We start from the raw sequence: 12394 nt of genomic DNA, 5'->3' as shown, positions 1-12394 counted from the left end.
CGTACGTTAGACAGCGTCACCTGACTTGCCGGGCCCCGGTGACTGCGCCAAAACGTTGCCGACAGCCCAGATCGAGCACCAGCGAATGGAGTAAGGCACATGCGGTGAATCGATGAGCGTCATGCCAGCGGGTTCCTACGTTCTGTACATCTCATGGGCAAACGGGTAGAAACCCGCATGACGAGCACCCCTCCCCCACGCTTTCGCACTCTTGCGCCCAAATCAGCTCACCCCCGAGTCCAGTGAAGTCAGAACGACGAAACGTCCATTATCGGCGTCCTGGTCGGTTTCCATTCAAGTGCACGAATCGTGCGTCTTTCTGCGGATGTCTTGCCTGTCGTCGGTTCCTGTCACAACTAACAAGCATCAACGGCCGATGGTGTTCGACCGCTGAGTGGGCAAGGACTGCGCGAGCCGGTTGGGTACATACCCCAGCCGCGCGGAGGCGTCCTGAATTCGTTGGCGGGTCGCGGGGTTTCCATGCCCTCTTCGCGTGTATGCGGCCGCCGCCCTCGATCATGGCGGTTCCGGAGGTCTCGCCGGGCCTGGGCGGGTCACCGGGCCACGGGTGCATGTGCCGCTTGGAAACCGACCGTGGGTGTGGCCCTAAGGGCGTTCACAGCCCTATCTGCGATAACTTGGGCGTCACTTCCGGAATCAAGGATCGTATTCCGAGCTGATTCGGAATCAACCATGACGGCCGTAACGGCGAGGCCGTCCGAAGCCTCGGTCGTCAACAGAGCGTCCACCTGAGCCGAGAAGCAGGAGTCACTTGACTTGGAGTGAACGTCCATCGCCACCACGTGGTTGTTGGAGACGAAGTTGCCAACCCCCGCCATCAACCGGATGATCACAGGCGTCGCACCTGCCGGTCGGATGCTCTGTGAGTCGATGATCTGGGAGAAGTGGTTGCCGACGAAAGAGTTGTTGCTGCCGCTGACACAGAGAAGTCCGCTGAGGTCGTTCAGTCCGTTGTCGACTCCCAGGAAGGGTGTCCAGGGCTCATGGTCACGCAAGAAGTGATTCGTGGCCACGAGGTTTTCCGAACTATTCGCTGCGAGAATCAGCATCCCGGAGTAGAACGAATGCAAACGGTTGTTGGTGACGCTTGACCGCGTAACGCCGCTGAGATGGACGCTGCTCGCACCACGGGGGAAGACGTTGTTCGCGGTTATCAGGAGCCCGCCGTGGTTCTCGGCGTAGATCGAGTGACCCTTGAAGCCTGCTCCGACCAAGTTGTCGGTGATCTTTGATGCCTGTCCCCACCCGCGCAGCTCGATGCAGCTTCCGCATTCAGCGATGAAGTTGTCGTGAACGGAAAGCGCGTCCGCGTTGTAGATAGTGAGAGCGTTCTCAAGGTAGACGAACCCCATGCCGGTTACGCGGAATGAGTCATTGGCGTTCGCGACATAAATACCGGTCTTGCCGTTGACGTAAGTATTCTCCGGATGCATCCCCGAGCCATCCGAGTTGAAGTGCAGCCCGTCGATGCAGAAGTTGGAGAACTCGACCGAGCTTATTCGCGGGCTCCCGCTTCGCTCAACGTAGAAGGCGGCTCCCTTGGATTCCTCCCCGTCTCCGCCAAAGGGAATGTCGACGATAATGCGACTCCCCCCGGGCCACAGCTCATGCAAGTCGGGCCATTCGTCTTCGGGAACGTTGAACCGGATGCTCGACGACGTAAAGCCGTGTCCCGAGCCATGGATCCTGAGGAAGCTGACGTCGATCACCACCTGCGTACGGAGGTGGTAGTCCCCGGGCGGAATGTAGATCACAGCGCCTGGCTTTCCTCCATTGTTCGCATCGGTGACGGTCTGCCGCTCCTTGATGTCAGCGATGATGCTGTTGATTACTTCACCGACGTCCTCGGACGGATTGCCGACGGGCCACGTAGTCACGTCGTAGCAGTTGTTGCTTGACATAGGTTCTTCCCTTTGTGTTGTGGTTTCTCAGCCCTCGACGGCGCCGAGAGTCAGGCCAGCCACGATGTGGCGCTGCAGGATGATAGTTAGCCCGCCATGAGCAGGGTGGACAACGGCAGTGAAATCGAACGGGACGAGTTCCTCGAAGATGGTTTTTGCCTCAAATTGCCTGCCGAGCCGTGCAGGGCGGATGTTGGGATCATAGGTGACGACACAGCCCTTATGTGATTCCTCGAGAAGCTCTCTTACGCCCCGGGGAGAGACAACTATGTCCACGAGGGCTTCACCGACAACAACGACATCAATGCCCAGGTTGGGGGTCACCGTCGGTGTGCTGGACTGTTGGCATTCTGGACCTTTCATAGCGTCACCCAAGTCGGATTCAGCGCGAAGCGCGAAAGGGGCACTTCAGGTGAGTGTTGAGACCGCGAGCTTCAATATTGTTGCCGAGCCTCCCTCAGCCGATAGCCAGTTCTCCGGGTTTTCGGTTTCAGGGAAGATGAGATCAGTCAGGACGACCTTGCCGCCCTGGGCGAAAACCTCCACCGAGCAGTGGTCGACGACGATGTGCAGCCTGAGCACGCCGCCGTCGAGGACGATCGGCGCAGGCTCGTCAGACGCGAACTTCTCGTGAAAGCCCGTGTTTCCTGATTGTCTGCGGTCAAGGATGAGTTGGGCGCTGGTTGTGTTGTAGCTAAGAATGGTGCCTTTGCTCCCGTCACTGCTTCCGAAGAGTAGGAAACTAAAACTTTCGGCGCTTCCGGGCACTATCTCCGCCTCGATGATTTGGGCGCTACCGGGTACCGAATCCGGCAACCGAAGGGCTGTATTTCGCAGCTCAAAGGTGTCTGCGTTCATTTGGTCCTTGGCAGTAGGCAGATCTTCTCCTGCGCAGAGGTCGGCCAGGACCGGTTGCTGGACCAGGCGAGGGGAACCGTTGACAGCGGTGAGCGTCACCTCGCGGGGCAGGGTCATCGCGGACCGCCAGGGGGCGGTGGGCAGCTCGTTGGCGTAGTCCCAGTTGTTCATCCAGCCGATGATGATGCGCCGGTCATCCGGGGCGTTGCTAAAGGATACGGAGGCGTAGCAGTCGCGTCCCCAGTCCAGCCACAGGCATTCCTTCAAAGCTGCTGCAGCCGCCACGGAATCACTGATGGACGTCACCCCGGCGGGCGCCGCGAGCGAACCGGCGTCCGGGACGAACCGGACGCCGTCGAACTCGCCGACAAAATACTGGCCGCCGGAGCCGCCCGCCACAGCGCCGGGGTTGACGTTCACGATCAGTACCCATTTGATGTTGTCCGGGTCCCCGTCCACCGCCAAGGGAAAGAGATCGGGGCACTCCCATTCGCCGGCGTCGGCGTTGGCCGGGCCGAAGTCGCTCAGAAAGTCCCAGGAGTTGAGGTCTTCCGAACGATAGAAGACCACCTTTTGGTGCTGCGCTTCGACGGCGACCATGACCCAGCAGGCACCTTGGTCCCCTTGATAGCGGAAAACTTTGGGATCGCGGAAGTTCGCGGAGTTTCTGGTGAGGACAGGGTTTCCTTCGTATTTTAGCCACGTCGTTCCTGCGTCTGTGCTGTAGGCCAGAGACTGGGCCTGCGTGCCGCTGTGTTCGGACGCGGCTTTGTAGGCACTGGTGTAAATGGCTACGAGGGCAGGTGCGTCCGCCGTCCCGAATCCGGACGTGTTGCCGTGGTCGACTACGACACTCCCTGAGAAGATTTCCTCTGTCTCGTCGCAGGCTATGGCAACAGGCTGTTCTGTCCAGTGCAGCAAATCACGGGAGGTGGCGTGGCCCCAGGACATGTTGCCCCAGACGTTGCCATACGGGTTGTTCTGGAAGAAGAGGTGGTACAGGCCGTCGTAGAAAACCAGGCCATTGGGATCATTCAGCCAGGTATCCCTTGCCGTGAAGTGGATAGCAGGCCGGAACCTGGAGGTTCCGGCCTGGGCTGTTTCCGGGCGTGCGGCATCAAGGCAACTGGACATGTCTGGCGTTCCTCTTGGGGAGTGGAAGGGGCTGGCTGCCTATTGCCGGGGAGCCGTGATGGAATCGCGGCGCACGAGGGGGCAGCTCAGAATGGTTGGGTGAAGTGCCATGAGGGTAAGGTCGGTCTTCCCCTCGACGGCGTCAATCAGGTGCTCGATGGCCCAAGCACCCATCTCGTAGTGAGGCAGGGCCACGGTGGTGAGGCCCGGGTGAAGGTTGGCGGCGATCAGTTCCTGGTCATCGAAGCCGACCACTGAAAGGTCAGCCGGGATGGTGAGTCCCAACTCCGCAGCGGCGCGGTAGGCTCCCATCGCTATCCGGTCGTTGTAGCAGAACAAGCCGGTGGGCGGGTTCTCGCGTGCCAGGATCCGCCGGGCCGCTTCATAGCCGCCTTGCACCTCGGAGACCTCGGACTCGACAGGTGCCGCGTCGCCGTCGAGCCCTGCTTCAGTCAGCGTGGCCCGGAAGGCCTGGAGCCGCTGACGGGTTGCGGGGACATCATCGGTGTTGTTGATGAAGCCCACCCGGGTGTGGCCCGCTTCGAGGAGCGCGCCCACGGCGGCGCGTGCACCACCTTCTTCGTCCGGGATCACGGCTGTGATGTTTCCGCCGGTGGCCACCGAGTCGACCAGGACGGAGGGTACGCTGCCGAGGTTGGCCGGCAGCTCCACATTGCGGTGGTACATGGTGGCGTAGAGGATTCCGTCCACCCGGCGGTCCAGGAGGGTCTCGACGTCGGCCTGCCGGGATTCGATGCTGGCTGAGCCGGAGGTGTTGATGATCATGAGGTTGTACCCTCGGGCTCTGGCGGCCTCGTCAGCGCCGAGGATGATCCGGCCGGCGTGGGGCGTGGTGGCGATATCCTCGCTGACCAGACCCAGCATGCCGGTCCTCTGGGTGCGAAGGGCCTGGGCAAGGCGGTTGGGGCCATAGCCTAGTTGCTCCGAAATGGTCCTGACCTTGTCCCTGGTTTCCGGGCTGATTCGGGCGTAGGAAACCTCGTTAAGGACGTGGGAGACAGTTGTCACGGAGACGCCGGCGGCGATGGCCACGTCCTTGATACCGATGTTCTTGTTGCTCATCTGTCTCCCACGTCCTTATGGTTCGTGCTGCCAAACGCGTGCTGGTCGTTGTTCGTTTCGTTGTTGATGGTCTAGCCCTTGACGGCGCCGAGCGTCATGCCTGCGACGATCTTTCGCTGCAAGAGAAGGGTGAGGAGGATGACCGGGATGGAGTACACGGCGGCCAACGCCGTCATGGATCCCCAGTCCAGGCCGAACTGGGTCTGGAAGTTTGCGATCACCACTGGGGTGGTCTGGGAGCGGATCGCTGTCATCAGGAGTGCGAAGAGGAATTCGTTCCAGGAGGCGAGGAAGGCGAAGATAGCGGTGACGGCGATGCCGCCGGAGACCACGGGGATCACCACCCGCCAGAGGGCGCCGAGCCTGCTGCAACCGTCCACGGTCGCTGCTTCCTCCAGGTCACGTGGAACCGCTTCGAAGAAGCTGGACATCAGCCAGATGGAGAGCGGCAGCGAGATGGTGGTGTGGGCGATCGACAGCGCGATCGGAGTGTCCGCCAGCCCCGCCCCGGCCATCATGGACGCGAGCGGGATGCCGATGGCCACGGGCGGCACCATGCGGGTAACGAGGGCAGCCATGATGAAGATCCGGCCGCTGAGGGTCTTGTACCGGGTGATGCCGTAGGCCGCCGGTACCGCCAGCGCCAGCGACAGCACAGTGCTGATGATGGCCGTCTGGACGCTGTTGACGAAGGAAGCCAGGACACCGCTGCGGCCCAGTGCGTTGGTGTAGTTCTCCAGCGTCCATTCCCTGGGGAGGATGGTCGGCGGTACCGCGATGGTATCGATGGGGGTTTTGAAGGATGTGAAGAGCAGGTACAGGAAGGGGAACCCGTAGAGCACCATCGCTGCGGCGAGGAGGACCCAGAGCAGGGCCCGGGTACTCCGACGGCCTGCTTCCAGGCCTTCCCGGTTGACGCCCCGGCGCCTATGGGTGGTTCGCGTGGCTGTGTGCACGGCAGGTTCCGCGGGCACTCCGGCCGGCGCACCGGCGTCGTGCGTTGTTCGTTCAGCGAGGCGCATCAGCTGTCCTTTCCTGGCCGCCAGATGGTGGACACCGCGACGAATGCGACGGCGAGCATGGCCAGCAGGTAGAGGGTGCCCATGGCGCTGGCCAATCCGGGGTCACCAAAGCGGATCATGGTCCGGTAGATCAGCAGGCTCATGGTTTCCGAGGCGGATTGTGGGCCGCCGTTGGTTTGGATGAGGATGGTATCGAACGCGCGGGCTGCGTCAATTCCGCGGACCACCAGCGCCACGGCGATGACGGGCCGCAGGAGGGGCAGGATGATGCGGAACAGCAGCGCTGGTGCGCGTGCGCCGTCCAGGCGTGCTGCTTCGATCAGGTCCCCGGGGATGTTCTGCAGCCCGGCGAAGAGCACCAGGCACATAAACGATGTAGTCAGCCAGATGTCTGGGATGGCGACGGAGTAGAGCACAATGTCCGGGTCGGAGAGCCACCCGATCTGGTTGGGGTTGGACAGGATGCCGGCCTGGTGCAGGAGAGTCCCGATGAGGCCGAAGTTGTCGATCATCAGGAACTTCCAGAGGAGCCCTGCCACGATGGGGGCGATCATCAGCGGATACATAAAGACGGTCCGCCAGATTTGGGAGCTGCGCCCGAGGGTGGTGAACAGCAGTGCCATTCCCAGCCCCAGGGTGAATTCGAGGGTGACCACGACCAGTGTGTAGGCCAGGGTCCGCCATCCGGCACCTATGAAGGCCTCGGAGGCGAATGCCCGGAAGTAGTTATCCAGACCCACGAAGTCGCGGGGGCCGCCGGCGATCGGGGAGATTTTGAAGAAGCTGTCCGCTACGAGGCGGAACAGCGGGAAGGCGACAAATACTGCAAGGAACAGTGCCGCTGGTGTCATCAGGAACAATGCGAAGCGGCGATCGGAGATACGCACGGTTTTCTCTTCCGCTGGTTGGGGCCGCGGCCGGCGCCGGTCACTCAGGTGCCGGCCGCGGGGGTCTTACTTGAGGAGGTCCTCGATCTGCTTCTTGGCGTCGGCGAGGAGGGTGGCGGAGTCACCGCCGGCCACGGCCTTCTGCAGCATGGGAACCAGCACGGTGTCCACGATCTGCTGCCACTTCTCAGTGGCCGGGCGGGTGGCAGTGGCGGTCCCCTTGAGGGTTTCGATCAGCGGCTTGAAGCTCTCGTAGCCCGCCTTGTCCTGGTACTTCTCGAAGGCGGAGATACGGGAGGCCAGGCCCAGGTTGGATTCAATGCCTTTGTCGTTGTAGTCGTAGGCGCACTTGACGAATTTCTTGGCCGCTTCGGTGTTCTTGGTGGCCTTGGGCACGGTGAGGTACCAAGGCCCGGGAACGGCCCCAACGCCGGCAGATCCGGCGATCATGGGGGCGGCTCCAACCTTGCCGGCCACCGGTGAATCCTTGGGGATCTGCCGGTAAGCGTGGGCCCAGAAACGTGTCATCGCCGTCTTGCCCTGATTGAACAGATTTTGCGCAGCGGCCCAGTCCACCTGCGCGGCACCGGAGGGGGCATCCTTGACGAGGCTGGTGTAGAAGTCCAGTGCTTCCTTGTGGGCGGCGTTGTCGATGACCACCTTGTTGTTCTCGTCCAGGACCATCGGTGAGCCGGCCTGCAGGACGTGGGCCAGCCATTCGGTTTCCACACCGCCCTTGACGTCCGTGCCGAACATGCCGTCCTTGGTGAAGAACTCGGAGATGTCCTGATACTGCTTCCAGGTGGTGGGGGCTGCGAGTTCGTAGCCGTACTTGGCCTGGAAGTCTGCCTTGTTCTTGGCGTCTTCGAACAGGTCCTTGCGGTACAGGATGATTTCGGCGTTGGTCCAGGCGGGCATGCCAATGAAGTGCCCGTCCACGTTCGCTTCCTTCACGAGCGCAGGGAAGATGTCCTTCTTCACCTCGTCGGTGAAGACTTCGTCGATGGGCTGAACCGCGTCTTTGAAGCTGGGCAGCCAGACGGAGTCCAGGGCGGCGACGTCGAAGGAGACGTTGCCGGAGGAGAACTCGCTGGAGAGCCTGTTGAACATGCCGTCGTAGGGCAGTTCGACGAAGTTGGCGCTGACGCCTGTTTCTTTCTTGCACTGTTCGGCGACGCCTGTCAGTTCGGCGTGGCCGCCGGCCTCGACGAGGACGTTTACTGTGCTGGAGCCGGCGCTACCCGACGTTGCTGCCGGGCCCCCTGCGCCGCAGGCAGTTGCTGCCAGAAGCACCGCTGTGGACAGCCCGCCAATGGCGGTGATCCGGGAAATCGTGGTTCGAGAGGACATCGCTGTCGACTCCCTTTCTTTTGAACGGAATCTACGGTTGGGGTGGGGCCTGAATGCTTAAGTCAGTCGCATTGAAAAACCGTTTTGCCAAATCGACTTGGCAACACACTAGGGCCGACGGCAGGGACGTGTCAAGCATCACTTAGAGGTCTTCTGCACCCTTGACCGCACGATGACGGCCGCCCTACGGGAAGCTGAATCATGACGAAAAATCGTTTTGGCGGTTTTGGCAAGACGACACCCCTTGTGCGCCCAGCAGAGCACCCTTAGCGTTCCCAACCTTCGAGGCCGATGTCCTGCTCTATTTAACGCCCGCTGGGGCGCCCTAAGCGCCCCGGTTTGCTTAAGAGGAGAACCTGCCGGCGACCAGCCGCCGGAGGCGCTCGGCAAGGATGCCTCACGTGCTACGATCGCCAGAATTCTCACGCGACTGTATGCAGGTCGCGTTAACTCAGGAGGTTCGTGATGCCGGATACCACCTGCCACATGTCGATCTCGCTGGATGGCTTCGTCGCCGGGCCGGACCAGAGCCGTGAGGACCCCTTGGGCAAGCGGGGGCTGGAGCTGCACCGATGGCACATCGGCGACCCGCGAGCGAACGATGCCGACAAGGTCGCGAACGACTGGCTCATGCGACCGCGGGGCGCTTATGTAATGGGTCGGAACATGTTCGGCCCGGTCCGCGGGGACTGGGATGAGGAATGGACCGGGTGGTGGGGAGCCGAACCGCCGTATCACGCGCCGGTATTCGTGCTCACCCATCACGAACATGACCCGATCCAGATGGACGGCGGGACCACCTTCCACTTCGTCACCGAGGGCTTCGACGCGGCTTACTCCGCGGCATGCCACGCCGCCGGGGACAACGGCGTGGACATCGCCGGTGGGGCCTCGACCGTGCGACAGGCACTGATCGCCGGCGTGGTCGACGAGCTCACCCTCGACATCGCACCGGTCCTGCTCGGTTCGGGCCAGCGTATCTTCGACGGGGTTGAATTCTTCGGCTTCGAACCCGCCGAGGTGCTGCACTCGCCGCTGGCCACCCACATCCGCTATCGCCGCGTTAGCTAACTCCGCAGGCGCTGCCGGCCTCCTTCCAGCCAGCCACACCAGGCAGCAGTAGACTCCACACATGCTGAGCAACCCGAGGGACCTTGCGTGCCTGGGAAGGATGCTTGGCCCTCCACATGAACCGCCGCCCAGCCCGCGCTGGCTGAATCCGTCGCGCCGGGTCTTAGACCCTGGGCAAGTGAAACCAATACAGTCCCCAGTAACAGCCGTTTGCTACCTGGGGGAAATCATCAAGAAACTGCTCGCACTATTGGCTCTGTCCGCCGCGGAAAACGTCGACCCTAAGATGGGCATCTTCAAGTCGTTTCGGCAGGTTCTTCGAGTACGACCGACCTGCCGCTCAAGAACAGAGCGTTATGCCAGAGAGACCAGAACGGTCGCGGTTATGGAGGCCGCGGGGGTTTAGCCAGCCCGACGGTCACAAACAACGACGGGCCGCAAGTGGTCCAGAATAACCGCGGTTGTCGTGGCTGTATTCGTTGTGGTTGCCGCTCTTTTCATGGTGAGGGTGGCGGAGGATAAAGTCACGGATGATTTTAAGTCCCGTGCCAGCCGATTTCAGATTCCAGCCGGCTGGAACCACGAGAAAGACACTGTCCGACCGGAACGCTTTCTCTGTTTTGACACCCACCATGCCCCAGCATGTTCCGAAGCTGGAATGCCGGCAAAGAAATCCCTGTTAACGAGCACCGCTATGGTCTCGAAACGGGATTTGACATGAAAACCTAGGGCACCTGCTCGAGGAAATCCAACGACGTCGGAGTGACGACTATCTGCAGCTCAACGGGCAATGACGGGCAGTACGACTACCTTGTCAACGTGACGGACACAAACCAGCCCGACCTCGTTGTTCCCACCGCCCGTCCGCATCCGTAAGCCCACATTGCCAGGGTGCTGTAAAACAGGAGGGAATATATCTAGTCAATAGATAATCGAGTGACTACTCAAAGTCCATTCGGGCCGCGTTAGCAGTCTAAGCGGTTAGAACAATGACAGGGTTCCGTTCAGGCATTATGGGGGTAATATCGTGCGCACAAAATCTTTGCACTTTCTTTCTGCTGCGGCTATTGCCGCAGCATTAGCTTCATTCCCGATCCAGGCTGTCCCGGCCTCTGCAGCCGATCCAGATAGTCCGGTGTCCGACGAATCCACGAAGTACCGATTTCTGACCATCGAGCATGCCGCCGAAGAGGTGAACGTGAGCTCCACCAAGATCCGGGCCCTGCTGAAGACGGGGGAGCTGCACGCCATCCAGGTCGGCGGCCGGGCATGTGGCGCATCGGCGTCAACGACCTCGAAGACTACATCGCCGAGGCATACCGGCGCACCGCGGAGCACATCGCTGCCGGCGAGATCGTGATGATGGGGAGCCTGACGCAGAGCAGGCGTGACGCGACTCAACCGCTCACACGTACTCCGCCCACTGCCCCTGTCCACGGTGTATCACCCGGGCTGGGCAGCAACAGATGCGCGAAAACGTACCCCTGTTGAAGTGCAATGACTTGCGAAGTGGCTCCGGCGCAATCCAGCGCGAGCTCCATCGGCTGAAAGGGGGCGCCGGGATACTCTTGTCCAACGGAGACCTTCGCACCGGAAGCACCAACACAGGCTGCAGTGACTGTGTACTGCCCGGCTGCCGGCACCTTCGCCGTCGTGCCGAAGCCCCTGACGGGGCCGTCCAGTGGCCCCTCCTCAAAAAGGAGGACTGGCCCCGACACTGGCCTAAGGAGCCGGTCCAGTTCAGCGTAGTTTTTGACCTCGCGCTCCAGGACTTGAGGATCAGTGTATGGCTTTGGGGGCCCTACTGCGGGGGGCAGGTCAGGGGTCGGGGTGTGCACGGGTTCGGGGGCAGTTGTTGGCGTGCGCACCGGCTCCGGGTATTCATAGACGCACCCCGCCGTTCCGCTTAAAGGGATCAGCAGGCACAGGGCAACCGCAAGCCGGTGCCGCCTGTACTTCATACCCACGTTTCCATAGTGGGCAAGCCCTCAGTTCAAAACAAGGCGGTTTCTCACCAACGTCGCAACAGGTTTGCCGTGAACGTATCAGGTGAGGGTGGGGGCCGGCTCTGATCCCGCAGGTCCACCTGCACTTCGACCCCGCGACCCAGTCGGCTCGTCTATCTGCTGGCCAGAGCGGCAGCCCGTTGGCACGGCAGCGGATGGACTTCCTCATCCTGTTCTCCAGCAGACATCGCGTGGTCCTCGAGGTCGACGGGAAGCAGCACTACGCGAACGGCGATACCGGCGAGCCCAGCCCTCTACAGCGAGATGGTCTCCGAGGACCGACGGCTCAGGCTCGCCGGCTACGAGGTCTACCGGTTTGGTGGGGCCGAGTTGATTTTAGGTAACTTTTTTGTACCGGGCAGCGGACCCGAACGGTCGGGGCGGGCAAGGAATGCATAAGGTTGCTCTCAACTTGCCCGCCCCGTGTTACTGGTGTTGCTCTGGTCGTCTCAAGCTGTCCGACGACCAGGTGTTACTGGTGTTGCTCTGGTCATCTCAAGCTGTCCCGACCAGGTGTTACTGGTGGTGCTCTGGTCGTCTCAAGCTGTCCGACGACCAGGTGTTACTGGTGTTGCTGTATCCGTCTCCTACTGCTTGACGGCCCGGCACTGCTGGTGGTGCTCTGATCGTCTCAAGCTGTCCGACGACCAGGTGCTGCTGGTGGTGCTCTGGTCGTCTCAAGCTGTCCGACGACCAGGTGTTACTGGTGGTGCTCCGGCCGTCTCAAGCTGTCCGACGACCAGGTGTTACTGCAACGGTGCTTCCCCCTAAACAGGCAACTACAGCTATTTTGAGTGGGGGGAACTTCCGTTCTCTTTTTCTTTCGAGAAAAAAATATAACCACTCTCTGAAATCTCGTCAAGTTGCCTTTGGGCGCTCTGAGTTAGGTCGCCTTTTGCGGTTGGCTCGGGACCTACCTTGTAGGACACCCAAGCGGCAGGGGGCCGCGGCCTGTGAATCGCAGCGGTAAGTGGCGTGGTTTTCGCAGCGCTCTATGGCCGGCGGACGAATGCAGGAAGATCCCTCATGGTGCATTGGTGGTGGACAGCCACCAATGCCCT

8 protein-coding genes and 1 pseudogene are annotated in these 12394 nt (G+C 61.3%); 2 read left to right on the top strand and 7 right to left on the bottom strand.

Going from position 1 to position 12394, the window contains the following annotated elements; translation table 11 throughout:
* Nucleotides 1-554: 554 nt before the first annotated feature.
* The 7 genes and pseudogenes from J7I92_RS11605 to J7I92_RS11575 form a co-directional block, all read right to left on the bottom strand.
* Nucleotides 555-1922, bottom strand: coding sequence for a right-handed parallel beta-helix repeat-containing protein (locus J7I92_RS11605; protein WP_214840619.1), 1368 nt, complete (start codon nucleotides 1920-1922; stop codon nucleotides 555-557).
* A 126-nt stretch (nucleotides 1923-2048) separates the two neighbouring features.
* Nucleotides 2049-2171: pseudogene (locus tag J7I92_RS11600) on the bottom strand (carbohydrate kinase); the annotation flags it as partial.
* 159 nt (nucleotides 2172-2330) lie between these two features.
* Entirely contained in the window at nucleotides 2331-3914 is a 1584-nt protein-coding gene (locus J7I92_RS11595) for a glycoside hydrolase family 32 protein (protein WP_214840617.1), read from the bottom strand.
* Nucleotides 3915-3953: 39 nt separating this feature from the next.
* Nucleotides 3954-4997, bottom strand: coding sequence for a LacI family DNA-binding transcriptional regulator (locus J7I92_RS11590; RefSeq protein WP_214840615.1), 1044 nt, complete (start codon nucleotides 4995-4997; stop codon nucleotides 3954-3956).
* A 71-nt stretch (nucleotides 4998-5068) separates the two neighbouring features.
* A complete protein-coding gene (locus J7I92_RS11585) occupies nucleotides 5069-6019 on the bottom strand; it encodes a carbohydrate ABC transporter permease (RefSeq protein ID WP_214840613.1) in 951 nt (316 codons plus the stop codon).
* Nucleotides 6019-6906 carry a carbohydrate ABC transporter permease gene (locus J7I92_RS11580; RefSeq protein WP_214840612.1) on the bottom strand — a complete coding sequence of 296 codons (888 nt, stop codon included), beginning with the start codon at nucleotides 6904-6906 and terminating at the stop codon, nucleotides 6019-6021. Before J7I92_RS11580 ends, J7I92_RS11585 begins: the two co-directional genes overlap by 1 nt.
* A 66-nt stretch (nucleotides 6907-6972) precedes the next feature.
* The gene (locus J7I92_RS11575) at nucleotides 6973-8256 is read right to left on the bottom strand and encodes an ABC transporter substrate-binding protein (RefSeq protein WP_214840611.1); all 1284 of its coding nucleotides are present in this window, start codon (nucleotides 8254-8256) and stop codon (nucleotides 6973-6975) included.
* A 465-nt stretch (nucleotides 8257-8721) separates the two neighbouring features.
* Between J7I92_RS11575 and J7I92_RS11570 the strand changes: the two genes are divergently transcribed.
* Both J7I92_RS11570 and J7I92_RS24380 read left to right on the top strand, forming a co-directional pair.
* A complete protein-coding gene (locus J7I92_RS11570) occupies nucleotides 8722-9327 on the top strand; it encodes a dihydrofolate reductase family protein (RefSeq protein ID WP_214840610.1) in 606 nt (201 codons plus the stop codon).
* A 1269-nt stretch (nucleotides 9328-10596) separates the two neighbouring features.
* Entirely contained in the window at nucleotides 10597-10818 is a 222-nt protein-coding gene (locus J7I92_RS24380; protein ID WP_311380284.1) for a hypothetical protein, read from the top strand.
* Nucleotides 10819-12394 lie beyond the last annotated feature (1576 nt).

The organism is Arthrobacter sp. ISL-72 (assembly GCF_018613755.1).
GTDB lineage: Bacteria > Actinomycetota > Actinomycetes > Actinomycetales > Micrococcaceae > Arthrobacter.
Note: the sequence above shows the minus strand (reverse complement) of the source record. Positions and strands in the feature narration are given on the sequence as shown.